Origin of the sequence: Methylobacterium aquaticum (genome assembly GCF_016804325.1) — a bacterium.
Taxonomy (GTDB): domain Bacteria; phylum Pseudomonadota; class Alphaproteobacteria; order Rhizobiales; family Beijerinckiaceae; genus Methylobacterium; species Methylobacterium aquaticum_C.
The window spans coordinates 62,122-86,177 of the sequence record NZ_CP043627.1; the positions used below are offsets into that span (position 1 = coordinate 62,122).

Sequence of the window (24,056 nt, forward strand, 5' to 3'; positions counted from 1 at the left end):
CCCATGCGTCCCTCGAAGCGCGCCCCCGACGAGCTGCGCAAGGTCACGCTGGAGCGGGGCGTCTCGCGCTACGCCGAGGGCTCCTGCCTCGTCACCTTCGGGGAGACCAAGGTGCTGTGCACCGCCTCGCTGGAGGAGCGCGGGCCGTCCTGGCTGCGCGGCTCCGGCAAGGGCTGGATCACCGCCGAGTACAGCATGCTGCCGCGTGCCACCCACGACCGCAACCGGCGCGAGGTCAATGCCGGCAAGCCGTCCGGGCGCACCCAGGAGATCCAGCGCCTGATCGGCCGGTCCCTGCGCGCCGTGGTGAACCTGCCGGCGGTGGGCGAGCGCCAGATCGTGGTCGATTGCGACGTGCTCCAGGCCGATGGCGGCACCCGCACGGCGGCGATCACCGGCGCCTGGGTGGCGTTGCACGAGTGCTTCACCTGGATGCGCGGCCGCTCGATCATCTCGGTCGATCCGATGCGCGACCACGTCGCGGCGATCTCCTGCGGCATTCACAAGGGCACGCCCGTGCTCGACCTCGACTACGCCGAGGATTCCGGCGCCGAGACCGATGCCAACTTCGTCATCACCGGCTCGGGCGGCATCGTCGAGGTGCAGGGCACGGCCGAGGTGAAGCCGTTCTCCGAGGAGGAGTTCCTGAGCCTCCTGCGGCTGGCCAAGACCGGCACCGCCGCCCTGGTGGCGCTCCAGAAGCAGGCGATCGCCTGATGGCCCGGCTCCTCACCGGGCGGGTCGTGATCGCGACCCACAATGCCGGCAAGCTGCGCGAGATGCGCGAGCTGCTGGCGCCCTTCGGCGTCGAGGCCGTCTCGGCCGGCGAGCTGAACCTGCCGGAGCCGGACGAGACCGGCACGATGTTCTCGGAGAACGCCGCCATCAAGGCGCGGGCGGCGACCGAGGCCACCGGGCTGCCGGCCTTCGCGGACGATTCGGGGCTCTGCGTCGATGCCCTCGACGGGGCGCCCGGCCTGTTCTCGGCCCGCTGGTCCGGCGGCTCGAAGGATTTCTCGGGGGCGATGGCGCGCATCGAGCGGGAGCTGACGAGCCGCGGTGCCACCGACCGCCGCGCGCACTTCGTCTCGGCCCTGGTCCTGGCCTGGCCGGACGGGCACGAGGAGCTGTTCGAGGGGCGGGTGTTCGGCGAGCTGGTCTGGCCGCCCCGGGGCGACAAGGGCTTCGGCTACGACCCGATGTTCAAGCCGGACGAGAGCCCGCTCACCTTCGGCGAGCTGTCCTCGGAGGAGAAGCACGGCATCGACTGGGCGAAGCGCGAAGCCCTTTCGCACCGGGCCCGCGCCTTCCTGGCGCTGGAAGCCGCCTGCCTGCGCCGGCCGGACTGACATTGACACCCTCGATGCCGTCCCGGGGCTCGGCGAAGACGACACCCCGGGATCACATCGAGAGAAGTCGGCTCATGTGCCGGATCGATCGACGCGGCCGTTCTCGATAGGCCCTGAACGAAGGAGGCGCCCGCTCCGGGGGAGGGGCGCCTTGCCTTCTAGCGCGAGAAGGAGGCGGCCGGGCCGCCCCTTCTCGGGCCTGCGATGGATCACGCGATGGTCAGGCCGACATCGACGTTGCCGCGGGTGGCGTTCGAGTACGGGCAGACCTGGTGGGCCTTCTCGACCAGCGTCTCGGCGGTCGCCTTGTCGAGGCCGGGCAGCGAGATGGTCAGGTCGGTGGTGATGCCGAAGCCGCCCTCGGAGCGCGGGCCGATGCCGACCTTGGCGGTCACGGTGGTGTCGGCCGGGACGGCGATCTTCTCCTGGCCGCCGACAAACTTCATCGCGCCGAGGAAGCAGGCGGCATAGCCGGCCGCGAAGAGCTGCTCGGGGTTGTTGCCGGCGCCGCCGGCGCCGCCGAGCTCCTTGGGGGTCGACAGCTTGACGTCGAGGCTGCCGTCCTGGGTCTGGGCGCGACCGTCGCGACCGCCATTCGCCGTGGCCTGGGTGGTGTACTTCACGTCGACGGACATCGGGCTCTCCTCGGATCGGGCGGCCTCTCGTGCCGCGCCACGGTCATAGATCGAAATCTCATTGCGCGCAATTTGTTTTTGAGCGCCGTTGCGGCTATGATCGTCACGGCCGCGGGCGCAGGATCTTCCTGGGGCTCACGGCCAGGCCCCGCGCGACGGAGCCCCTTGAGGAGCGGGACATGTCCGAGACCGACGCGCGCCGCGAAGCCGCCGCCCGGATTTCCGATGAGAACGGCAGCCGGGATGCCGGCCGGGACGATCTTGGCCGGGACGATCCTGGCCGGGTGGATGCCCTGCATCTGTCGAACCAGATCTGCTTTGCGGTCTATTCGGCGGCGCATGCCTTCAACCGGATCTACAAGCCGCTCCTCGACCGGATCGGCCTGACCTATCCGCAATACCTGGTGCTGCTCCTGCTCTGGGAGCAGGACGGGCAGACGATGAAGACCCTCGGGCAGCGCCTTTACCTCGATTCCGGTACCCTGACCCCGCTGCTTAAGCGCCTGGAGGCGGCGGGCCTGGTGACGCGGACCCGCGACGCGGAGGACGAGCGGCTCATGCGCATCGGCCTGACCGAGGCCGGCGCGTCCCTGCGCGAGAAGGCGACGCCGTTTCCCGACGAGATCGTCTGCGCCTCCGGCCGTCCGGCGGACCGTCTGATGGCCCTGCGCGACGAGATCCTGGCCCTGCGCGACAGCCTGCATGCCTGTTCGGCCCCGGATCGCGGGGTGGCATGAGAATTTGCCTCAGAGCCTGTTTGAGCAGAGTGATTTGACAAAAACTGAGAAGAATTAGGAGATATCCTACCCTTCCACCTCATCCTGAGGTGTTGGCGATCAGAGATCGCACGCGATCGCAGATCGACCGACCTCGAAGGAGGGCTCCAGAAGCCTCGGCGATCCCTGGAGCCCTCCTTCGAGGCTCACTTCGTTCGCACCTCAGGATGAGGTTAGAGGGTAGGACGATCCCGCCCGCCTCAAGTCTTGAGTAGAAGTCCTGCTTAAACAGGCTCTCAGGAGTTGACTCGGACGGACGGCTCGATAAGCCCTTTTGACCCTTCAACCGACAGTATCGTTCCGGGCTCCGCCGAGCGGCCCGGAACGACACTATGGGACGGGACCGTTTTCGCGCCATGACAGACCGGTGCCGCATGTCGCGGCGCGGCCGACGGCACCCCTACAGCATCGGCAGATTCCGCGGCTCCGGCCCGCGCGGGAAGGCCGCGTCGATCCGGGCGAGGTCGGCGTCGCTCAGGGCGAGGCTGCCCCCGCCTGCATTCTCGGCGGCATGGGCCGGGCTCGATGCCTTCGGGATCGCCAGGACGCCGTCGCCACGGGTGAGCGCCGCCAGCGCCACCTGCCGCGGCGTGGCGCCATGGCTCTGCGCGATCTCGGCCAGGACCCGGCCGCCCGGGGTCGCCGGCCCCGGGAAGCTGTCGTGGCCGAAGGGGCTGTAGGCCACCACCGCGACGCCGTGGCGCCGGCACCAGGGCAGGACGGAATGCTCGATCGCCCGCTCCTCCAGGTGATAGAGCACCTGGTTGCAGGCGATGCGGTCGGGGCCCGCGACGGAGAGCGCCTCGTCGAGGTCGTCGGCGTCGAAGTTGCTGACGCCCCAGGACAGGATCTTGCCCGCCCGCACCAGGTCCTCGAAGGCCCGGAAGGTCTCGGCCAGCGGGTGCGGCCCGCGCCAGTGCAGCAGGTAGCAATCGAGCCGGTCGGTGCGCAGGCGCCGGAGCGAGCGCTCGCAGGCCTCGACCGTACCCCGGCGCGAGGCGTTGCCGGGCAGAACCTTCGAGACGAGAAAGACCTCGTCGCGCCGGTCGCCGATCGCCTCGGCGATCAGCGGCTCGGCCTCGCCGTACATCTCGGCGGTGTCGACGTGGCTCATGCCGACATCGAGCCCGCGATTCAGGGCGGCGGCGGCCACGGTGGGCTCGCCCTCGTCGAGGTACCAGGTTCCCTGCCCGATCACCGGCACCGCGGGTCGGTTGCGTCCGAAGGGTTGCCGTCGCATCGCGCGCTCCTGCGATCTGTGCCGTCCTGGTCCGCGGGGCGCCCGGAGGGCAAGGGCAGATCGCGGAGAATGCACGGTTTTTTGCGATTCGTCCTCTGGTGGAGAGAGGATGGAGAGGCCGGAACCTGGAAACGGTGGGGAAAAACGATCTGCTCTCCTGCGCCGTTCTTCAAAAAGAACATTCCGGTTGACAAAAAATCCGCATCCGGGTTTTTGTGCCGGCCAGACACCTGGATCAAGACACGCGTCGAAGGACCCCGATGACCGCTCCCGTCTCCCCGCCCGCCCGGACCCGCGCGCCGTGACGGCCCCCGTCCGCGTGCCGGTGCCGGCGGACCTGAGCGGCCGGCTCCGCGATCCCGATGCGCTCGTCCGGCTGGAGAGCGTGGCGAAGAGCTACACGGCGCGCCGCGGCGCCGGCGCCGTCACGGCGCTCGAGGATATCGACCTCTCGGTGTCGCGCGGCCGGGTGCTCGGCGTCATCGGCCGCTCGGGCGCCGGCAAGTCGACGCTGATCCGCCTGGTCAACGGGCTGGAGCGGCCGAGCCGCGGCCGGGTGATCGTGGCCGGCGCCGAGATCTCGAGCCTGTCGGAGGCCGCGTTGCGGGCTGAGCGCCGCGGCATCGGCATGATCTTCCAGCATTTCAACCTGCTCTCGGCCCGCACGGCGGCCGGCAACGTCGCGCTGCCCCTCGAAGTGGCGGGCACCGACAAGGCCGCGATCCGCGCCCGCGTCGCGGAACTCCTCGACCTCGTCGGGCTCGGTCCCCAGGCCGACCGCTACCCGGCCGAATTGTCGGGGGGCAGAAGCAGCGCGTCGGCATCGCCCGGGCGCTCGCCACCAACCCGAAGGTGCTGCTCTCCGACGAGGCAACCTCGGCCCTCGACCCCGAGACCACCCGCTCGATCCTCGACCTGCTCGGCCGGATCAACCGGGAGCTCGGCCTGACGATCCTGCTCATCACCCACGAGATGGCGGTGATCCGGGCGATCGCCCACGAGGTCGCGGTGCTCGATGGCGGGCGCATCGCCGAAAGCGGCGATGTCTTCGATGTTTTCACCCGGCCGCAAGCCGCGATCACCCGCACCTTCCTCGACGAGGAGACCGGCCGCGCCCTGCCGCCGGCGCTCGCCGCGCGTCTCAGCCCCGGCCTGACGGCGGGGGAGGGGAAACAGGCGGTGCTCCGCATCACCTTCCGGGGGCCGCACGCCACCGATCCGGTGCTGGCCCAGCTCGCCCGCGACGCCGGCATCCCGGCCGGCATCCTCTCGGGCACCGTCGACGAGATCGCCGGCCGCCCCTTCGGCACCCTGGTGGTCGGGGTTCCGCCCGAGCCGGGGACCGTCGAGCGGACGCAGGCCTTCCTCGCCGCCCGCGGCCTCGACGTGGAGATGCTCGGCACCCTCGACCTCGCCGGCTGGCAGCAGACCGCCGCCCCCCGCGCTACGGACCCGCGTCATGTCGCCTGAACTGATCCGCCTCCTCGTCCAGGCCACGATCGATACGCTGCAGATGGTGGCGGTGGCGGCCTCGCTCGGCACGCTGATCGGTCTGCCGCTCGGCGTGTTCCTGGCCACCAGCGGCCGCGGCGAGTTGCTGGCCGCGCCCTGGCTCAACCGGGTGCTCGGCCTCGTCGTCAACGCCACCCGCTCGACCCCGTTCATCATCCTGGTGGTGGCGATCATCCCGTTCACCCGGCTGATCGCCGGCACCTCGATCGGCACCAACGCCGCCACCGTGCCGCTCACCATCGCGGCGATCCCGTTCATCGCCCGCCTCGTCGAGGGCGCGGTGCGGGAGGTCGATGGCGGCCTCGTCGAGGCGGCCCGGGCCTTCGGGGCGAGCCCGTTGCAGATCGTCCTCAAGGTGCTGATCCCCGAGGCCCTGCCCGGCATCGTCCTCGGTCTCACCCTGGCGGTGGTATCGCTGATCGGCTTCTCGGCGATGGTCGGCGCCGTCGGCGGCGGGGGCTGGGCGATCTCGGCATCCGCTACGGCTACCAGCGCTTCATGCCCGAGATGATGCTCGCCGTCGTGGTGGTGCTGATCGTCCTGGTGCAACTGGTCCAGACCCTCGGCGACCGGCTGGCGCGGCGCATGAACAAGCGCCTGCGCCACGGCTGATCCCGTTTTCCTTCTACCCTCGGAGCGTGAATTCGATGCTGCGTACCCTCACCCTGGCGGTCCTCCTCGCCTCCGCCAGCCTGCCGGCGCTCGCCCAGACCCAGCGCCTGCGCGTCGGCGCTACGCCGGGCCCGCACGCCCAGATCCTGGAAGCGGTCAAGCCGATCGCCGCCAAGAAGGGCCTCGACCTCCAGGTGGTCGAGTTCTCGGACTACGTCGTGCCGAACGAGGCCCTGTCGTCGGGCGAGCTGGAGGCCAACTCGTTCCAGCACCAGCCCTATCTCGACAACCAGAAGGCCGATCGCGGCTACAAGATCGAGAGCGTCGGCCAGACGGTGAACTTCCCGATGGGCGTCTACTCGAAGCGCCACAAGAGCTTCGATGCGGTGCCGGCGGGCGGCACGGTGGCGATCCCCAACGACCCGACCAATGGCGGCCGCGCCCTGCTGCTGCTCCAGGACAAGGGGCTCCTGAAGCTGAAGCCGGGTGTCGGCTTCAAGCCGAGCGTCGCCGACATCACCGACAACCCGAAGCGCCTGCGCATCATCGAGGTCGACGCGGCCCAGACCCCGCGCTCCCTCGACGACGTCGATGCGGCGGCGGTCAACACCAACTACGCCACCGCGGCCGGCCTCAAGCCCGGCGACGCGATCCTGAAGGAGGATCCCAAGGGGCCCTACGTCAACGTGATCGCGGTGCGCAGCGCCGACAAGGACAAGCCCTGGGTCAAGACCCTCGTCGAGTCCTACCGCTCGCCGGAGGTGAAGGCCTTCATCGAGAGCAAGTTCGGCGGCGCGGTGATCACCAGCTGGTGAGCCGGCCGGGTCCGGCCGGGAGGGATCAGCCTCCGGCCGGACCCTTATCCACAGCGCGAACGCCGATTGCAGCGGAGCCATGAAACCAAACGCGGCCGTGCGCGTCTTCTCAGCACGGCCCGAGTGACGGGCTGCCCTTCTTGAGGTGCCCGATGAAGATCCTGACTTCCTGCCTGGTCGCGGCCGTCCTCACCGCCGCCGCCGTTCCCGCCTTCGCCCAGGGCAACTCGCCCTACAACAATTCGGGCTCGCAGGCCGGCGGTCCGCTCGGCGGCGTGCAGCGCGAGATGGGCGCCCCCGGTGGCGCGCCGGCCGTCGGTGCCGCCCCGCGCGCGACCATGCAGCCGACCATGCGCAAGAAGCGCATGATGAAGCAGCGCCGCATGATGCACCGCCACCACCGCGCCCGCTGATCCGTACCAGACGGTTCGGCCCGTTTCGGCGCGTTCGTCGGACGACTCGATGTCGTCAGGCGGACGCGCCTTTTTGTTGGTTGCGCCTCCGGCCTTCTTCGCTCGACCTCATCCTGAGAGCCTGTTTGAGCGGATCGGTCTGACCGAAGCCGAAAGGGATCGTGAGATACCCTATCCTGCCACCTCATCCTGAGGTGTCGGTCGATCTTCGATCGACTGACCTCGAAGGAGGCTTCCAGAAGTCTCTGCGATCCCTGGAGCCCTCCTTCGAGGTCAGCCGATTTTCAATCGGCTAACACCTCAGGATGAGGTTAGAGGGCAAGATGATCCCTCCTCTTTCAAATTTTCCATGGAAAATTCTGCTCAAACAGACTCCGAGATGTGAGCGAGAGCGAGCCTCGAAGGTGAGAGGCACATGCCGCTCCCTTCCACCCAGAGCTGTCCTTCAGAATCCCCCCGTACGCCACAGCGCCACCCCCGCCGCCATCAGCCCGGCGAGCCAGAGGCCTGCAATGAGCGTCAGGGTGCGACGGCGGCCTGCGCTCGCCCGGTTGTCGTTGGCGGCGCGGCGCAGCCGGAGGGATGCGGCGTCGTAGCCGTGGGTGGCGGCCGCGATCGTGGCCGGGCGGGCGGGGGCGGTCTTGCGCAGGCTCGTCATGGCGATTCGTGCTCGTCGGACGACGATAGCACGACGGTGAGGCGAGCGTGAGCGCCCGAACGCCGCAAGCCGGCAGCACGGCCAAGTTTCAGGCCAGGGTCTTGTCAGGCCAGGGTGTTTTCGGGTCGCACGTCAGACGGGCAGGTGAATCGGGCGCGCGACGCTCCGCGGCGCATGACCGTCGATCCAGTGCGGGCTGAGCACCGCGCCGTCCTCGGTGACGATCCAGGGCAGGATTTCGGGATCGTCGGCCGCTGCGGCCGCCGCGAGCGCGGCGCGCAGGGTCGGGAAGCGGCGTATCACACAGGGCCCCGGCGCGGCCTGGGTACCGTGCCACACCATCAGCGCGACCCGACGCTCCCTCTGCGGCTGCGGCATCGTCCCACTCCTCTCGCGAACGGGAGGAGGATGGCGCAGCCGGGATCTCGAGATGCTGGCCGGATGATTGCGGTTCGGTCATGAAGCGGGGAAAATCATGATCCTCCGCTTCACGACTCCGCCGGCGCCTCGCGGTGCGGCCGCAGTTCCGGGGCGCCGAGTTCGGGCTCGGCATCCGCCGCGGGCTCGGCCCGGCTCTCGGCCCGGCTCGAATCGATGAACAGGCGGGCCTCGCCCTCGCTCAGGCCCAAGCTGCGCAACGCGTAGAGCGCCATGCCGAAGCCGACCTCGCGCTCGGCCATCAGCACCAGGCCGACCTTCTCCTCCTCGAGGTTGCGCCGCTCCACGTCGCTGTGGGTGCGCACCACCGTGTCGATGCCCGGATTGGCCTCGCGGGCGATCTCGATCAGGCGGCGGGCCTGATGGGCGTCCGGGCTCGCGACGACGAGCAGGCGCGCCCGTCCGATATCCGCCGCATCGAGGATGCCGGGCGCCCCGGCATCGCCGAACACCGTCGCGATGCCCGCAGCGCGCAGTTCCTCGACCCGGCGCCGGTCGCGCTCCACCACCACGTATGGCAGCTCCCAGGCCGCGAGCGCCTTGCCGATGGCGCCGCCGACCCGGCCGAAGCCGATCACCACCGCGTGTCCCTCGCGGCCCTTGTCATGGGTCGCGACCGCGACCGGGCCGCCGCGATGCTCGAACCGGGCGGCGAGGGCCGGCTTGCCCTCGACGAAGTGGGCGAGCCGGCTCAGGGAGGCGAAGATCAGCGGGTTGAGGGTGATGGACAGGAGCGAGCCGGCCAGGATCAGGTCGCGGCCCTCCGGCGGCAGCAGCTTCAGGCCGATGCCGAGGCTCGCCAGGATGAACGAGAACTCGCCGATCTGGGCGAGGCTCGCCGCGATGGTCAGCGCCGTCGAGAGCGGATGGCGGAAGGCCAGCACGATGGCGACCGCGGCGAGCGACTTGCCGACCAGGATCACCGCCAGGGTGGCGAGCACGGCGAGCGGCTCGCGCAGCAGGATCGTCGGGTCGAACAGCATGCCGACCGAGACGAAGAACAGGACCGCGAAGGCGTCCTGGAGCGGCAGCGAATCCGCCGCGGCCTGGTGGCTGAGGTCGGACTCGGCGAGCACCATGCCGGCGAAGAAGGCACCGAGCGCGAAGGAGACGCCGAACAATTCGGCCGAGCCGTAGGCGATGCCGAGCGCCAGCGCCAGGACCGCCAGGGTGAACAGCTCGCGCGAGCCGGTGCGGGCGGCCTGGTCGAGGAGCCAGGGCACCGCCCGCCGGCCGCCGGCCAGCATCAGCCCGGCGAAGGCCGCCACCTTGGCAAGCGTCAGCCCCAGCGTGAGCCAGATGTTGCCGTCGCCGGCGATCCCGTGCGCCGCGCCCGCGCTCTCGCCGCCGAGCGGGCCGGCGAGTGCCGGCAGCAGGACGAGGGCCAGCACCATCGCCAGATCCTCGACGATGAGCCAGCCGACGGCGATGCGGCCCTTGTCGGAATCGAGGAGGCCCCGCTCCTCCAGCGCCCGCAGCAGCACCACCGTCGAGGCGACCGAGAGGGCGAGGCCGAAGACGAGGCCCGCCCCGAGGCCCCAGCCCCAGGCGAGGCTCAAGCCCAGCCCCATCAGGGTGGCGACCGCGATCTGCACCACGGCGCCGGGCAGCGCGATGGCGCGCACCGACATCAGGTCGCCGATCGAGAAATGCAGGCCGACGCCGAACATCAGCAGGATCACGCCGATCTCGGCCAGCTGCCCGGCCAGTTCCGCGTTGCCGACGAAGCCCGGCGTGTGCGGCCCGACCGCGACGCCGGCGAGCAGGTAACCGACCAGAGGCGGCAGCTTGAGCCGCTGCGCGAGCATGCCGCCGACGAACGCGAAGACGAGCCCGAGGGCGATGATGGCGATCAGCTCGGAGGCGTGCGGCACGGTCGGGTCAGCTCCTTCGGGTGTCGGCGTGCCGCGAGGGCATCATCCTCAGTTCCGAAGTCTAGCAGCCTTTCCGGGTTCCCGCCGTGCTGCGCCGCACCAAAAAGCACCGCAACATCCCGGAATCTCCCCGGAATCCCCGCGATGCCGGAGGCGGCGGGAGCGGTCTCAGCGGCCCGCGGGCCGCCGGGCGGCGCCGGGCAGCCGCGGCAGGCTCGCTCCCGGCCGGGCGGCGAGCACGATGACGATCGCGCCGAGGGCGGCGGAGGTCATCACGAGGAGCTCGGTCATGAACATGCGGCAGCCCTGGGGGTGAGCGGACGCCGCGTCGCGGCAGTCGAAAAGAGCGGGTTTCGCCGGTCGGGCGATTGCCGACCGGCGTCGCTGCTCTAGCTCGCCGCAAGAGCGGCCGGCCATGTGACATCCCGCCGTGAGGCAGCATGTCCGCCTCGGCCGCCCACGATTCCGACGCAATGGGCCGGCCTCTGGCGTCCGGCCGCGCGATGCGGCATCAGCGATGGACTCAAGTGTCGTGCGCGGGCCGCACCGCCAGACGAGGGTATGCAGTATGAAGAAGGTCCTGACCGGGGCGCTCGTGGCCCTCGGCCTGTCGTCCGGAGCGGCGCTCGCCGCTCCGAAAGACCCGAGCGGGACTTGGTTGACCGAGGACGGCCGGGCCCGCATCCGTGTCGAGAAGTGCCAGGGCCGCGCCGACCGCATCTGCGGCTACGCCGTGTGGCTCAAGGTTCCCAACGACGACAAGGGCCAGCCCCGGGTCGACTTCAAGAACGCCGACGCCAAGAAGCGCAGCCGCCTGTCGCTGGGCCACCAGCTCATGATGGGGCTCAAGCCCAACGCGGATAACCGTTACGAGGGACAGATCTACAACGCCGACGACGGCAAGCTCTACGACGTCTCGATCTGGACCGAGGAGCCCGGGGAACTGAACGTCCGCGGCTGCCTGATGGGCTTCCTGTGCGGGTCCCAGACCTGGAAGCGCGTCAACGACGTCGTGCCCGGCCAGCTCACCGCAGCGACCGGCGCGCCGAACGGCCCGCGGCCGGACCCCGAATGGGCCGCGGCACAGAAGCCGGCCGCCGCGCCCAAGCCGTAATCCGCGCCCAAGCCGTAACCCGCGAAGCGGATCCCGGCCTTCCATCATCGCCGCGCCTCGTGCCGCCGCCTGGCGGCACGGGCGCCTCGCCAGGGCACTCGCCGATCGCGGCGGGTGCCCTTTTTCGTGCGCGACCGGCGCCGAGCACAGTCGTCGTTCCGGCATCCACCCGTCCGAGTTGTCGATCGTCCCTGTCGCTTGAGTGGCAAGCCGGCCGCCCGCGACGCACATTCGGGCATTTTCTACAACCTCAAGTATTTATTTCTTCATAGTGCGGCGTATCGGCCCGGCGGGGCAATCCCCCTTCGCCGCCGGAGGCTTAGGCCGCCGGTTCGAGATAACCGTGAGATCAAAGATTGTGCAAATATTCCTTTTTGCAACCGTCTGTGGGCGGATCAGAACTTTCCGTGAAAGCACCGGCTGTGATCCGGACCGGTGTCAGCCGATCCGGTTGTATCCCCTCTACTCTCCGGCCGCACTTTTTCATTGACTGTTAGGGATTTTGGCGACATGTGCAAAGAAGTATTCCAAAAAGGGGGCTTTCATGAGCGATGACGACCAGGCGCCGAGCACGCAACTGATCAGTCTTTCGGCCGATATCGTGTCGGCCTACGTGTCGAAGAACTCGGTGCCGGTCGGGGATCTCGCGAGCCTGATCGCCGCCGTACACGCCTCCCTGGAGCGCGTCGCCGCTCCGCCGGCCCCCGAGCCCGAGAAGCCCACGCCGCCCGTCCCGATCCGCAAGACCGTCACGGCGGACTACATCATCAGCCTGGAGGACGGTAAGCCGTACAAGTCGCTCAAGCGGCACCTGACCACCCGGGGTCTCTCCCCGGACCAGTACCGCCAGAAGTGGGGTCTTCCGCACGACTATCCGATGGTCGCCGCGACCTACGCCGCCCAGCGCTCGGAGCTCGCCAAGAGCCTCGGCCTCGGCCAGATCCGCCGCGACCGTGCGGCCGCGGCCCGCCTCGCGGCGGAGTCCGCTCCTGCGGGCGATCAGGCTCCGGCCCGTCGGGGCCGCCCGCGCAAGGGCGAGTGAGACCGGCGAGCCTGACGAAGGGGCGAGCAGGACGAGGTCCGGACGGCGGCGTCCGGGCATCGCCGTCCTCGCGATGACAGGCGCTGGGTGTTCGCTCCCGTCGGGGGGGCGGGACCCGCGCCATTGTCATGTCTCGAGGGCTTCGCAGGCTCGTCCGTCGAGGACAACCCGCGCCTGATCTCCAACGAAGGCGTTCCCGGGACGGGCCCGGAATGGTGGCCGATGTCTCCCAAACGAAAAAACCCCCGCCGGGCGTCGCGCGCCGCGAGCGGCGCCGCACCTGACGGGGGCTGGAACGACCGGGGCGATCCCCGAACGGGAATCGCGGGTCGCCGGGTTCTTACTTGCGGCGCGCCTTGCGGGCGGCGTAGCGGGCGTCGCGGGCGGCCTTGCGCTCCGCTTCCTCGGCCGCCTCGCGCTCCGCGGCCTCGGCCGCCTCGCGTTCGGCGCGGGCCTTGGCCTCCGCCGCCTCCGCCGCCAGGCGCTCGGCCTCCGCCTGCTTGGCGGCCTCGCGCTCCGCGGCGCGGGCGGCGCGGGCCTCGGCGATCTTCTGGCGCTCGGCCAGGCGGGCCTGGACCTCGGGGTCGTCGGCGGCGGGCTTGGCCCGGAACTTCTCCAGCAGGGCCTTCTTCGCGTCCGCGGACGTGCTCCGCCGATCGTTGAAGTTCTGGTCCTTGAAGCCGGCCATCGTGTTCGTCTCGTCGTCCTGCGTGAGAAGGCGCGCCTGTTCGCAAGGGCCGCGCCGGGATCCGTCATGGGCTGTCCGGCTCTCGCGGGCGAGGGGCCGTCGGAACGTGCTCTAGCGCCGACCGCGTCCGGTTTCAAAGCGAAAGACGCCGCGCCCCCCCGAGATGAGGGCGGGAACCCCGCCCGATCGGCGCAAAACGCCGGGCTCGGGGAGGGGATTGTCAAGATTTCCGCGCCACCTTCGCGAGGCGGCGGCGCTCTCTCGCCGGAGGAGACCTCATGCGTGCGATCGTCCTCGACGATGCCGAGCTCAACAACCTCCTGATGCTCGAGGCGCTGCGGCCGATCGTCGGGTGCCGGCCGCAGAGCTTCACGCGGCCGGCCGACGCCCTCGCCTTCGCCGAGGCGCATGCCGACGAGGTCGGCATCGTCCTGACCGATTACGAGATGCCGGGGATGGACGGGCTTGGGGTCATCCGGGCCTTGCGGGCGCTGCCGGGCTTCGCCCACGTGCCGATCGTGATGGTGACGAGCTTCGACCAGCGGGCGCTGCGCCGCGCGGCGCTGGAGGCCGGCGCCACCGACTTCGTCAACAAGCCCTGCGACCCGGTCGAGATCCGCGCCCGCGTCACCAACCTGCTGGAGCTGCGCCGCGCCCACAAGGCCGAGGCCGCCCAATCGGCCCGGCTCGCCCAGGAGGTCGCCGCGGCGGTCGCCCTCGTCGAGGCGCGCGAGCGCGAGATCGTCACCGTGCTGATGCGCGCGGCCGAGCACCGCGACACCGATACCGGCGACCACGTCGCCCGGGTGGCGAACTACACGGCGCTGATCGCCGAGGCGATGGGCCTGTCGCCGGATCGGATCCGGCTGATCAGCCTGGCCTCGACGATGCACGACGTCGGCAAGATCGCGATCCCCGACGCGATCCTGCTCAAGCCCGGCCCCCTGACCCCGGCGGAGCGTCTGGAGATGGAGCGCCATGCCGAGCGCGGCGCCCGCATCCTGGCCAACAGCTCCTCCGACGTGGTCCGGCTCGCCGCCGAGATCGCCGTGAGCCACCACGAGCGCTGGGACGGCAAGGGCTACCCGAAGGGTCTGGCCGGCGAGGCGATCCCGCTGCCCGGCCGCATCGTCGCGGTGGCGGACGTGTTCGACGCCCTGACCAGCGACCGGCCCTACAAGCGCGCCTGGACCCTGGAGGACACCCACGCCTTCCTCCAGCGCGAGGCGGGCGGGCATTTCGACCCGGCGGTGGTCGCAGCCTTCCTGTCGCGCTGGGACGCCGTGGCGGACCTCGTCGGCCGCGGCGCCAGCCGCGCCGCCTGAGGCGCCGAGGTCGTGGCCACCGGCAGGATCGTGACATCAGGATGACGGACGAGTCGATCGGCCCGCACGGGCCGGGCCAGAACCGGGTGCTGCGGGCTCAGGTCATTCGCGTCGCGGAAGAGCCGATCTCCCGGCCTCCTCCCTCCGGCCGGTGGCGCCGCGGCGGGAGCGCTGTCGACCCCGAGGCGGCCGGGCCCGGCCTGCGCGGGCGCCTGCGCCTGACGCGCCGCCGGATGCCCGCCGAGGCTCCGCCGTCCGAGGACCGTCCGGCCTCCGAAGGACCTCCCGCTCTCGAATCGGGTCCCGCCGAGGCCGCGCCCGCGGCGCCCCCGCTCCCCTCCCGTCCGGGGCGCAGCCTCGCCGCCCGTCTCGGCCGGGTGGTCCTCGGGGCGGTGGTCGTCGCCCTGGCGGCGGGCACGGCGATCGGCGTCTGGCACGAGACCGACCGCTACGCCTCCGACACCCGCCGGTCCCTGCGCGACCTCGCCAGCGTCTTCGCCGCCGCCGCCGCCGGGGCGGCGGCCGCCGACGACGTGGCCGGTGCCCATGCGGCCCTGCGGGCGATCGCCCAGGTGAGGGGCATCGTCTATGCCGGCCTGACCCGGCCGGACGGCTCGGCCCTCGCCGAGCAGGGCACGGGCCTGCGGCTCGCCGACGACCTCGATCTCGACAGGCAGGATATCGGTCCGCTGGCCCTGGTGCTCACCCGCACGGTGAAGGTCAGCGTCCCGGTGGTGGAGAATGCCCGCAAGGTCGGGCAGGTCACCCTGATCGCCGACAACGCCGACCTCGTCGGACGGCTCTGGGGCGTGGTGCGCAACGCCCTCCTGACCGCGGCGCTCGCCATGGCGGTCGGCTCGGCGGTGGCCTGGCGCCTCGGCCGCGCCCTGACCCGGCCGCTCACCGCGCTCGCCCGCACCATGGATGCGGTGCGCGAGAACCACGATTACGCCCGCCATGCCGTCCTGCCGGCCGTCGCCGAATCCGGCGACGAGGTCGGCCGCCTGGCGACGAGCTTCAACGGCCTCATCGACGCGGTGCGCGAGCGCGACCGCCGCCTGATCGCGCATCAGGGCCGGCTGGAGCAGGAGGTGAGCGACCGCACCCACGACCTCAGCGAGGCCAAGGAAGCGGCCGAGGCGGCCAACAGCGCCAAGTCGTCCTTCCTGGCGACCATGAGCCACGAGATCCGCACGCCGATGAACGGCATGCTGGTGATGGCCGAGCTCCTGGCCGCCGCCGATCTGCCGGCGCGCCAGCGCCGCTACGCCGAGGTCATCGCCCGCTCGGGGCAGAGCCTGCTCGCGATCATCAACGACATCCTGGACTTCGCCAAGGTCGAGGCCGGCAAGCTCACCCTGGAGCGCATCGCCCTCGATCCCTCCGAGGTCGCCGATACCGTCGTCACCCTGTTCGGCGAGCGGGCCCGGGCCAAGGGGCTCGACCTCGCGGCGATCGTCGCGCCGGACGTGCCGCGGGCGATCCACGGCGATCCGGTCCGCCTCGGCCAGGTGCTGGGCAACTTCGTCAACAACGCCCTCAAGTTCACCGAATCCGGCCACGTCCTGGTGCGGCTCGAGACGGCGGATCGCGGCGGGGCCTTGCGCCTGAGCGTCTCGGATACGGGCATCGGCATCCCGGCCGAGACCCTGCCGACGATCTTTTCCGCCTTCTCGCAGGCCGACGGCTCGACCACCCGGCGCTTCGGCGGCACCGGGCTGGGCCTGTCGATCGCCGAGCGGCTCGTCGCCGCCATGGGCGGGCGGATTGGGGTCGAGAGCGAGGTCGGGCGCGGCTCGACCTTCTGGGCCGAGATCCCCCTCGACGTCGTCGCGGCGGCCGAGCCGGTCTCGCGCCAGGGCGGGATAATCCCGGCGGTTGTCGTCGCGGTGTCGGGCCGGGCGACCGAACTCGCCCTGACGGACGGCCTCGCCGCCGCCGGCTTCGCGCCGGGGGAGACGGGGGAGGGCGCCCACCACCTCGTCGAGGCCCGCGACCTCGCCCAGGCCGGGCGCCGTCCGGCCGGGGCCGGCCGGGTCCTGGCGCTCGCGCCGATGGGCGAGCCGAGCGGGGCCGCGGTCCTGTCCTCGGGCCTCGCCGACGCCCTGCTGCGCTGGCCGCTCGTGCAGGGCGAGTGGCGCCCGGCGCTCGCGGCCCTGGCGACGGGGCAGACCTTCGCGGGCATCGGCGCCGAGGCCGGCCCGGTCGCCTCCCTGCCGCGCTTCCCGGCCGCGCGGGTGCTGGTGGCGGACGACAACCCGGTCAACCGCGAGGTCGCGGTCGAGGCGCTGGGCCGGCTCGGCGTCACCGCCGTCGTCACCGTGGAGGACGGCTTCCAGGCGCTGGAGGCCGCCCGCGACGGCGGGTTCGACCTGATCCTGATGGACGGCTCGATGCCGGGGCTCGACGGCTTCGACGCCGCCCGGGCGATCCGGCAATGGGAGGCGGCGGAGGGCAGGCCGCGCGTCCACATCGCGGCGGCCACCGCCCACGTCGTCGGCACTGCCGCGGAGGCCTGGCGCGAGGCCGGGATGGACGGCGTGCTCGCCAAGCCCTTCACCCTGACCGACCTCGCCCGCACGCTGGCGGCGGGCATCGGAACACAGGAAGCATCGGGGACGGGCGGGGAGACGGGTGCGGCCACGGATCCGGCCGGGGCTCCCGGTCTGCGCGACGCGGCCCCGGCGGCGCTCCTCGATCCCGATACCCTCGCCGGGCTCGCCGAGATGGCCGAGGGGTCCGGCTCGGCCTTCGTCGGGCGGGTGCTCGGCCTGTTCGCCGGCCACGGGCCCGACGGCCTGGCGGCGTTGCGGGCGGCCTCCGATGCGCAGGCCGCCGCCCGGGCGGCGCACGGGCTCAAGTCGATGAGCCTCAATGTCGGCGCCGCGGCCCTGGCCTCGCATCTGGGCGGGATCGAGCATGCGGCCCGGGTCGAGGGCAGGGTGCCGGACGACGCGGTGCTGGCGCCGCTCGACGGCCTGCTCACCGACAGTATCGCGGCGCTCTACGGTCACTTCGGGCTGGATAGCCCGGCGCCCCCCTTGCGCGACGCGGCCTGATCTCCGCTCGCCTGATCTTCCGACCATTGGGGCGCGGGGTACCGGACCCATCCGGCGCCCCGCGGCGTTACTGTCGTCAGCCGCGGCTACGCTCGCCGGGCGACGGGAGTTTTCGAACACATGGCCCAATCCCATGGCTCATGAGAGCAACGGCGCGATCTACACCGCCGCCGGCGCCAACCTGGCGATCGCCGCGGCGAAGTTCGTCGGCGCCTTCTTCACCGGCAGCAGCGCCATGCTGGCCGAGGGCGTCCACTCGATGGTCGACACCGCCAACCAGATCCTGCTCCTCGTCGGGCTGAAGCGGGCGCGGCGGCCGGCGGATGCCCGCTTCCCGTTCGGCTACGGCCGGGAGGTCTATTTCTATGCCTTCCTGGTCGCCCTGCTGATCTTCCTCGGCGGCGGCGCCTTCGCGGTCTACGAGGGCATCCACAAGCTCCAGCATCCCGAGCCCGCCGCCGACGCCGTGATCTTCGGGCGGACCGTCCCGGGCCTCTACGTGAACCTCGCGATCCTCGGCTTCGCGGTCGCCGCCGAGGGCTATTCCTGCTTCGTCGCCCTCAAGGCGTTCTGGGGCGAGAAGGGCCAGCGGCCGCCGATCACCGCGATCCGCCGCAGCAAGGACCCGGCCCTGTTCACCGTGCTGGTCGAGGACGTGGCGGCCTTGACCGGCCTCGTCGTGGCGCTTACCGGCGTGATCCTGGCCGAGACCCTGAAGCAGCCCGCCTTCGACGGCATCGCCTCGATCGTCATCGGGCTCATCCTGATCGGCATGGCGATCTTCCTGATGATCGAGACCCACGGCCTGCTCGTCGGCGAGGCGGCGGAGCCCGAACTGGTCGCCGGCCTGCACGAGATCGTCCGGTCCGAGCCGGGGGTGGAGTACGTCAACGAGGTGCTGACCCAGCATCTCGGTCCCGCCGACGTCCTGGTCAATGTCAGCCTCGACATCGACGACCGGCTCAGCGGCGGCGAGGTCGAGCGGATGGTCGGGCAGCTGGAGCGGCGGATGAAGGCCCTGAGCCCCAAGGTCCGGCGCGTCTTCATCGAGATCCAGTCCCGCCACGACGCCGCCGCGCGCCAGCCGGACCGGGTGGCCTGATCGCGCCCCCGCGACGCGTCCCCGACAGCCGGCGGCTTCCGGGGATGTCAATATTCCTCCTCGCGGCGCCTTGCTCAGACACCGGTTCTCGATAGAGTTTTATGCAATTATCGGCAACGAGAGTGCGAAAGTTGCAACCTTAGGTATATTGCGGTTGATTGTGTCGCCATGAAATCCACAGAAACTACCTGATTTTATCGATGCGTTGCTGTTACCAGCTTGCGGGCGGGCATGAGACTTGCCACCAAGTCTGAGGGGCCGGTCGCTCGCGCCGACGGACTTGGGTCGCGGATGGCCCTCAAGAACACCGAATGGCGGCACGGTGCCGGACCAGCTCGCTGCAAGGCCGCCGTCCACCACACTCTCGAAGCGGAAACCCTATGATGTCAGACGTGGATACTCACGATCAGGAGCCGGGCGACCTCGTCATGCTCACGGCCGATATCGTGTCGGCCTACGTGTCGAAGAACTCGGTGCCGGTTGGGGAGCTCGGCAGCCTGATCGCCGCCGTACACGCCTCCCTGGAACGCGTCGCCGCGCCGCCGGCCCCCGAGCCCGAGAAGCCCACGCCGCCCGTCCCGATCCGCAAGACCGTCACGGCCGACTACATCATCAGCCTGGAGGACGGTAAGCCGTACAAGTCGCTCAAGCGGCACCTGACCACCCGGGGTCTCTCGCCCGAGCAGTACCGCCAGAAGTGGGGTCTTCCGCACGACTATCCGATGGTCGCCGCGACCTACGCCGCCCAGCGCTCGGAGCTCGCCAAGAGCTCGGGCCTCGGCCAGCAGCGCAAGAACCGCGGGCGGTAACGGGCCCGGCCGTCGCCGCTCTCCTCGGCCACCCAGCTGTCCGGGAAAGATCCCTTCGGCGGCAAGCTCGGGATCCCCTCTCCCACCCGGGAGAGGGGAGGCGCGCGACTTCAACTCACCGGACCGCCCCGCCACCTGCCCGACCGGTTCCCCGCTCGAGGCATCGGCTGGCGGGCTCGAGTCGTTTCCGGTCTGGGCGGCGGGGCGTCCCGCATCTCGTCGGAAACAAGCGCCAGCCCCGGCGGAATCTCAACACCAGACATGGCAAAACCGGGCAGCAGCTCGAAGCCGATCCCCGGTCTCATCCATTCATTACAGGATCCAACCAAACGGAAGTTTGGTGGAGCTGAGGGGATTCGAACCCCTGACCTCCGCAGTGCGATTGCGGCGCTCTCCCATCTGAGCTACAGCCCCGCCGTAAGCGGGCATATGTCATATCGCCGAGGCGATGTCACTACCCAAGTGGCTCCGTCACCACCTGCCTCCGCCACCCTGCCAACCCTGCGTTAAGCACGCTGGGCAGGCCTGGTGGAGCTGAGGGGATTCGAACCCCTGACCTCCGCAGTGCGATTGCGGCGCTCTCCCATCTGAGCTACAGCCCCGTCCGAGGCGGGTGCCTTGTAGGCCGGCCCTTCTCAGCCTGTCAATTCCCTTGGTGGGCCCGCCGCGCCGCAATCGCGCGCGGGGTGCCCCGGGGCTCGCACGGACCACGCATGCGCTCGATCCTCTGGCTCATCGACAACATCATCACGCTCTACGTGTACCTGCTCATCGCCAGCGCCGTCCTGAGCTGGCTGGTGGCCTTCAACGTGGTCAACGTGCGCAACCCGATCGTCTCGCAGATCGGGGAGTTCCTGTTCCGGGTGACCGAGCCGGCCCTGCGGCCGATCCGGCGCATCCTGCCCAACCTCGGCGGCATCGACATCTCGCCGATCATCCTGGTCCTCGGCCTGTTCTTCCTGCGCAACCTGATGTTCGAGCTCTTCGCCGGCATGGCGTAGAGACTTGGCGTAGCGCCCGCCATGATGGGCCCGCGATGAGGAGCCCGCCCTGGCGGGTCACGCCCCAGGGGCTCGAGGTCCGCGTGCGGGCCACCCCGCGCGGCGGACGCGACGCCCTCGACGGCGTCGAGATCCGGGACGACGGCGCCGCCGTGCTGAAGGTCCGGGTCCGGGCGGCGCCGAAGGACGGTGCCGCCAACGCGGCGATCCGGGACGTGCTGCGGCGCGCCCTCGGCCTCCCGGCCTCGGCGGTTGCACTCACCACCGGGGCCACCGCCCGGATCAAGCTGTTTCGCATCGCCGGCGACGGTCCGGCGCTGGCGGCGCGGCTCGACGGCCTGCTCTATGCTCCATCCAAGAGCGGGGCTTGACCGTCGGACGGCACTACCCCTCAAATCGCCGGCAGGCGGCCGGCCGTTCTGCCGGCCCGATACCATCCAGAGCCTGCCGGGCGCGTCACCGCATCCGGCAGGCTCTCGCACGAGCGCCGCAGCGCTCGCACGAGGGGCGACGATGAAGACCAATCCGGGCCGTTTCTTCGAGGATTTCCGCCTCGGGGAGACCATCCGCCACGCCACGCCGCGCACGGTCACCACCGGCGACGTGGCGCTCTACACCGCGCTCTACGGCCCACGCTTCGCGGTGCAATCCTCCGACGCCTTCGCGGCGGCCTTCGGCTACGCTCGGGCCCCCCTCGACGACCTGCTGGTGTTCCACGTCGTGTTCGGCAAGACGGTGCCGGACATCTCGCTCAACGCGGTCGCCAATCTCGGCTACGCGGAAGGCCGCTTCCTGCGCCCGGTCTATCCCGGCGAGACCCTGAATTCGGTCTCGGAGGTGATCGGCCTCAAGGAGAGCTCGAACCGCCAGACCGGCGTGGTCTATGTCCGTTCCACCGGCTACGATGCCCATGGCGAGGCGGTGCTGAGCTATTGCCGCTGGGTGTTGGTGCGCAAGCGCGAACCCGAGGCTAGAATCGCCGAGGAGGCGGTGCCGAGCCTCGCCAAGGCGGTGGCGCCGGAGGACCTGGCCGCCGCCCTGCCGCCCCTGAACGCGCAGGCCTACGATCTCGGTCTCGCCGGCAGCCCGCATCGCCTCGGCGACTACCAGGTCGGCGAGCGCATCGACCACGTCGACGGCATGACCGTCGAGGAGGCCGAGCACCAGATCGCCACCCGGCTGTTCCAGAACACCGCCAAGGTCCATTTCGACGGCTACGCGGCCAAGGATACCCGCTTCGGCAAGCGGCTGATCTATGGCGGCCACGTCATCTCGCTCGCCCGGGCCTTGAGCTTCAACGGGCTGGGCAACGCCTTCTCGATCGCGGGCATCAATGCCGGGCGCCACGTCGCGCCGCTGTTTGCCGGCGACACGGTCTATGCCTGGAGCGAGGTGCTGGCGGTGGCCGACCTGCCGGGCCGCAGCGATGTCGGCGCCCTGCGCCTGCGCACGATCGCGACCAAGAACCAGCCCTGCACCGCCCATCCGGACAAGGCCGGCGAGAGCACCGACCCGTCGGTGATCCTCGACCTCGATTACTGGGCGCTGATGCCGCGCTGAGGGACGGGCCGGCGCCGCTTCGGCGGCGCCGGAAACCCCGGTTCCACGCAGGTGGGCTCCGGTCTTCGAGAATAGATCGTTTTCCTAACGTAACGTATCATTCACCGGTCGATCGTATCGTCCTTGCAGGAACGACCGGACGACGATCACATGCTGACGCGGTTCTCTCGCAAAGACGGATTTCTCGAACTGCTCGCGACGCGGGCCGGCGTCGGCCTGTGGGAGGTGATCCCGTTCAAGGGCGATCTCACCCATCCGAAGACCCGGGTGACCTGGACGCCGGAAATGCGGCGCGTGTTCGGATGCAAGACGATCGAGGAGTTTCCGAACACGCTGGAGGCGTGGTCGAGCCGGATCTATCCCGCCGATCTCGATTACATCATGACCGCGTTCGCCGCCGCGATCAAAGACGTGAAGAACCAGGGCGCCTACGACGTCAAGTACCGGATCGTGATGCCGGACGGGACGCCGCGCTGGATACGGGCCACGGGCGGCGCGGCTTACGACGCGAGCGGCATGCCGCTGCGGATCTGCGGTTCGATCGTCGACATCCAGCCCGAAATGGAGGCCAAGGCCAACGACGAGGCGCGGGCCAAGCGCATCGACGCGATGGTCGCCGACTTCGCGCAGGAGTCCCGGACCCTGTTCGAGACCCTGTCGAAGGCCGCTGCCGAGATGCAGGCGGCGGCCGCCGCCATGGCCGGCACCGCCGACCAGACCAGCGCCCGCTCGAATGCGGTGGCGAGCGCCGCCACGCAGACCTCGACCAACATCGGCACGGTCGCGGCGGCCTCCGAGGAGCTGGGCAGCTCGGTCACCGAGATCGGCCGCCAGGTCCAGGGCTCGGCGGCGCTCGCCGAGGCGGCGGTGGTCGAGGCCGACGGGACCGCCCGTCTGGTGCAGGAGCTAAGCGGTGCGGTGAGCAAGATCGGCGACGTGGTCAGCCTGATCTCCTCCATCGCCGGCCAGACCAACCTGCTGGCCTTGAACGCCACCATCGAGGCGGCGCGGGCCGGCGAGGCGGGACGCGGCTTCGCGGTCGTCGCGGCCGAGGTCAAGGAACTGGCCAACCAGACCGCCAAGGCGACCGAGGAGATCTCCTCGCAGATCGCCCGGATCCAGGATTCGACCGCGCAGGCGGTGTCGGCGATCGGCGGCTTCGGCGCGCGGATTCGCGAGATCAGCACCGTTACGACGGCGATCGCCGCCGCGGTCGAGGAGCAGAACGCCGCGACCCAGGAGATCGTCCGCAACGTCGCGCAGGCCGCCGACGGCGCCGGCGAGGTGATGAGCGGGACCGCCGGCGTCTCGGCCTCGGCGCAGGAGACCGGACAGACCGCCGCCCGGGTGATCGCCGCCTCGGCGGGCGTGTCGGACCGCTCCCGCGAGCTGAGCGCGCAGACCGACGCCTTCCTCAAGGGCGTCCGGGCGGCTTGACCCGGATCGCCGTCCCGCCGCCGCTCAGGCGGCGGTCCTGGCGGCGGTGAAGCGGCGGAACGCCTCCAGCGTCTCGCCGCTGACATGGTGCTCGATGCCCTCGGCGTCGCACCGCGCCACGTCCGGGCTGACGCCGAGCGCCAGCAGGAACGATTCGACGATGCGGTGGCGTTCCCGCGCCTCCGCGGCGAGCGCCCGGCCGGCCTCGGTGAGGAACACGCCCCGGTAGGGCCGCTGCTGCACCAGGCCGTCCTCGGCCAGGCGCTTGAGCATCTTGGCCACCGTCGGCTGCGCCACGCCGAGGCGGGCCGCGATGTCGACCTGGCGCGCCTCGCCGCCATCGCCGATCAGGTCGGCGATCAGCTCGACGTAATCCTCCACCAGTTCGAGCCGGCGCGCCTCGCGCACCTGCCGGAAGCCGGCGGAATGCGCCTCGGCATCGACCAGGGCGGCGGGCTCGTGCGGGCGATCGGTGTCCTGCATGGGATGGGGTCGTCCGCCTCGTTCATTCGGTCCGTGATGACGACTTTCTTACCCGAGGACGGGCCGGGTGTGCAGGGCCTGAAGGCACCACCGTCAGCCTTACGCGACGCGCCG

At 70.7% G+C, this 24,056-nt stretch carries 23 protein-coding genes, 2 tRNA genes and 2 pseudogenes; 17 read left to right on the forward strand and 10 right to left on the reverse strand.

From position 1 onward, the window contains the following. Window positions 1-3: 3 nt before the first annotated feature. Window positions 4-717 (forward strand): ribonuclease PH, encoded by a 714-nt coding sequence (gene rph / locus F1D61_RS00250; RefSeq protein ID WP_203156014.1) that lies wholly within the window; start codon window positions 4-6, stop codon window positions 715-717. Further along, window positions 717-1,349, forward strand: a complete 633-nt coding sequence (gene rdgB / locus F1D61_RS00255; RefSeq protein WP_203156015.1) for an RdgB/HAM1 family non-canonical purine NTP pyrophosphatase — start codon at window positions 717-719, stop codon at window positions 1,347-1,349. The genes rph and rdgB overlap by 1 nt, the downstream gene beginning before the upstream one ends. A 209-nt stretch (window positions 1,350-1,558) precedes the next feature. Here rdgB and F1D61_RS00260 read toward each other — a convergent pair whose 3' ends face one another. Continuing rightward, complete coding sequence (locus F1D61_RS00260) at window positions 1,559-1,984, reverse strand: organic hydroperoxide resistance protein (RefSeq protein WP_203156016.1); 426 nt, start codon at window positions 1,982-1,984, stop codon at window positions 1,559-1,561. A gap of 179 nt (window positions 1,985-2,163) precedes the next feature. Between F1D61_RS00260 and F1D61_RS00265 the strand changes: the two genes are divergently transcribed. Beyond that, complete coding sequence (locus F1D61_RS00265) at window positions 2,164-2,721, forward strand: MarR family winged helix-turn-helix transcriptional regulator (protein WP_203156017.1); 558 nt, start codon at window positions 2,164-2,166, stop codon at window positions 2,719-2,721. 439 nt (window positions 2,722-3,160) lie between these two features. Here the strand turns inward: F1D61_RS00265 and F1D61_RS00270 are convergent, their stop codons facing one another. Continuing rightward, window positions 3,161-4,000 (reverse strand): aldo/keto reductase, encoded by an 840-nt coding sequence (locus F1D61_RS00270; protein WP_203156018.1) that lies wholly within the window; start codon window positions 3,998-4,000, stop codon window positions 3,161-3,163. Between the two features lie 301 nt (window positions 4,001-4,301). Between F1D61_RS00270 and F1D61_RS00275 the strand changes: the two are divergent. From F1D61_RS00275 to F1D61_RS00290, 4 genes and pseudogenes are all read left to right on the forward strand, one after another. Then, window positions 4,302-5,470, forward strand: a pseudogene (locus tag F1D61_RS00275) (methionine ABC transporter ATP-binding protein). Next, a pseudogene (locus F1D61_RS00280) lies at window positions 5,460-6,124 on the forward strand (methionine ABC transporter permease). Before F1D61_RS00275 ends, F1D61_RS00280 begins: the two co-directional pseudogenes overlap by 11 nt. 35 nt (window positions 6,125-6,159) lie before the next feature. Beyond that, window positions 6,160-6,939: a MetQ/NlpA family ABC transporter substrate-binding protein gene (locus F1D61_RS00285; protein ID WP_203156019.1), complete on the forward strand. Its 780-nt coding sequence runs from the start codon at window positions 6,160-6,162 to the stop codon at window positions 6,937-6,939. Between the two features lie 152 nt (window positions 6,940-7,091). Continuing rightward, entirely contained in the window at window positions 7,092-7,352 is a 261-nt protein-coding gene (locus tag F1D61_RS00290; protein WP_203156020.1) for a hypothetical protein, read from the forward strand. Window positions 7,353-7,797: 445 nt separating this feature from the next. Here the strand turns inward: F1D61_RS00290 and F1D61_RS00295 are convergent, their stop codons facing one another. The 4 genes from F1D61_RS00295 to F1D61_RS34745 all read right to left on the reverse strand — a co-directional run bounded on the left by F1D61_RS00295 (window position 7,798) and on the right by F1D61_RS34745 (window position 10,613). Further along, window positions 7,798-8,010 carry a hypothetical protein gene (locus F1D61_RS00295; RefSeq protein WP_203156021.1) on the reverse strand — a complete coding sequence of 71 codons (213 nt, stop codon included), beginning with the start codon at window positions 8,008-8,010 and terminating at the stop codon, window positions 7,798-7,800. Between the two features lie 132 nt (window positions 8,011-8,142). Continuing rightward, on the reverse strand, window positions 8,143-8,388 hold the full coding sequence (locus F1D61_RS00300) for a hypothetical protein (RefSeq protein WP_203156022.1): 246 nt from the start codon (window positions 8,386-8,388) through the stop codon (window positions 8,143-8,145). 110 nt (window positions 8,389-8,498) lie between these two features. Continuing rightward, complete coding sequence (gene ybaL / locus F1D61_RS00305; protein ID WP_203156023.1) at window positions 8,499-10,322, reverse strand: YbaL family putative K(+) efflux transporter; 1,824 nt, start codon at window positions 10,320-10,322, stop codon at window positions 8,499-8,501. A gap of 168 nt (window positions 10,323-10,490) precedes the next feature. Further along, the gene (locus tag F1D61_RS34745; protein WP_281437030.1) at window positions 10,491-10,613 is read right to left on the reverse strand and encodes a hypothetical protein; all 123 of its coding nucleotides are present in this window, start codon (window positions 10,611-10,613) and stop codon (window positions 10,491-10,493) included. A 277-nt stretch (window positions 10,614-10,890) separates the two neighbouring features. On the opposite strand from F1D61_RS34745, the gene F1D61_RS00310 reads away from it, so the two are divergent. Both F1D61_RS00310 and F1D61_RS00315 read left to right on the forward strand, forming a co-directional pair. Continuing rightward, a complete protein-coding gene (locus F1D61_RS00310; protein WP_203156024.1) occupies window positions 10,891-11,436 on the forward strand; it encodes a DUF2147 domain-containing protein in 546 nt (181 codons plus the stop codon). A gap of 544 nt (window positions 11,437-11,980) precedes the next feature. Further along, on the forward strand, window positions 11,981-12,478 hold the full coding sequence (locus F1D61_RS00315; RefSeq protein ID WP_203156025.1) for a MucR family transcriptional regulator: 498 nt from the start codon (window positions 11,981-11,983) through the stop codon (window positions 12,476-12,478). A 340-nt stretch (window positions 12,479-12,818) separates the two neighbouring features. Here F1D61_RS00315 and F1D61_RS00320 read toward each other — a convergent pair whose 3' ends face one another. Next, window positions 12,819-13,166 carry a DUF6481 family protein gene (locus tag F1D61_RS00320; protein WP_203156026.1) on the reverse strand — a complete coding sequence of 116 codons (348 nt, stop codon included), beginning with the start codon at window positions 13,164-13,166 and terminating at the stop codon, window positions 12,819-12,821. A gap of 278 nt (window positions 13,167-13,444) precedes the next feature. Between F1D61_RS00320 and F1D61_RS00325 the strand changes: the two genes are divergently transcribed. The 4 genes from F1D61_RS00325 to F1D61_RS00340 all read left to right on the forward strand — a co-directional run bounded on the left by F1D61_RS00325 (window position 13,445) and on the right by F1D61_RS00340 (window position 19,461). Continuing rightward, a complete protein-coding gene (locus F1D61_RS00325; protein ID WP_203156027.1) occupies window positions 13,445-14,491 on the forward strand; it encodes an HD-GYP domain-containing protein in 1,047 nt (348 codons plus the stop codon). Between the two features lie 41 nt (window positions 14,492-14,532). Further along, window positions 14,533-17,550: a hybrid sensor histidine kinase/response regulator gene (locus tag F1D61_RS00330; protein WP_281437031.1), complete on the forward strand. Its 3,018-nt coding sequence runs from the start codon at window positions 14,533-14,535 to the stop codon at window positions 17,548-17,550. Window positions 17,551-17,683: 133 nt separating this feature from the next. Beyond that, the gene (locus F1D61_RS00335; RefSeq protein WP_203156028.1) at window positions 17,684-18,652 is read left to right on the forward strand and encodes a cation diffusion facilitator family transporter; all 969 of its coding nucleotides are present in this window, start codon (window positions 17,684-17,686) and stop codon (window positions 18,650-18,652) included. Window positions 18,653-19,035: 383 nt separating this feature from the next. Continuing rightward, entirely contained in the window at window positions 19,036-19,461 is a 426-nt protein-coding gene (locus tag F1D61_RS00340) for a MucR family transcriptional regulator (RefSeq protein WP_203156029.1), read from the forward strand. 338 nt (window positions 19,462-19,799) lie between these two features. Here F1D61_RS00340 and F1D61_RS00345 read toward each other — a convergent pair. Both F1D61_RS00345 and F1D61_RS00350 read right to left on the reverse strand, forming a co-directional pair. Further along, window positions 19,800-19,875, reverse strand: a tRNA-Ala gene (locus F1D61_RS00345). A gap of 112 nt (window positions 19,876-19,987) precedes the next feature. Further along, window positions 19,988-20,063, reverse strand: a tRNA-Ala gene (locus F1D61_RS00350). 111 nt (window positions 20,064-20,174) lie between these two features. Here F1D61_RS00350 and F1D61_RS00355 point away from each other — a divergent pair. The 4 genes from F1D61_RS00355 (at window position 20,175) to F1D61_RS34935 (ending at window position 23,459) form a co-directional block, all read left to right on the forward strand. Next, window positions 20,175-20,462 (forward strand): YggT family protein, encoded by a 288-nt coding sequence (locus F1D61_RS00355; RefSeq protein WP_203156030.1) that lies wholly within the window; start codon window positions 20,175-20,177, stop codon window positions 20,460-20,462. Window positions 20,463-20,497: 35 nt separating this feature from the next. Next, window positions 20,498-20,833: a DUF167 family protein gene (locus tag F1D61_RS00360; RefSeq protein WP_203156031.1), complete on the forward strand. Its 336-nt coding sequence runs from the start codon at window positions 20,498-20,500 to the stop codon at window positions 20,831-20,833. After that, the gene (locus F1D61_RS00365; protein ID WP_432443194.1) at window positions 20,808-22,022 is read left to right on the forward strand and encodes a MaoC family dehydratase; all 1,215 of its coding nucleotides are present in this window, start codon (window positions 20,808-20,810) and stop codon (window positions 22,020-22,022) included. Before F1D61_RS00360 ends, F1D61_RS00365 begins: the two co-directional genes overlap by 26 nt. Before the next feature lie 150 nt (window positions 22,023-22,172). Next, on the forward strand, window positions 22,173-23,459 hold the full coding sequence (locus F1D61_RS34935) for a methyl-accepting chemotaxis protein (RefSeq protein WP_348649409.1): 1,287 nt from the start codon (window positions 22,173-22,175) through the stop codon (window positions 23,457-23,459). Between the two features lie 24 nt (window positions 23,460-23,483). On the opposite strand, the gene mntR is transcribed toward F1D61_RS34935, so the two are convergent. After that, window positions 23,484-23,942: a manganese-binding transcriptional regulator MntR gene (mntR, locus tag F1D61_RS00375; RefSeq protein ID WP_203156033.1), complete on the reverse strand. Its 459-nt coding sequence runs from the start codon at window positions 23,940-23,942 to the stop codon at window positions 23,484-23,486. Window positions 23,943-24,056: the final 114 nt, after the last annotated feature.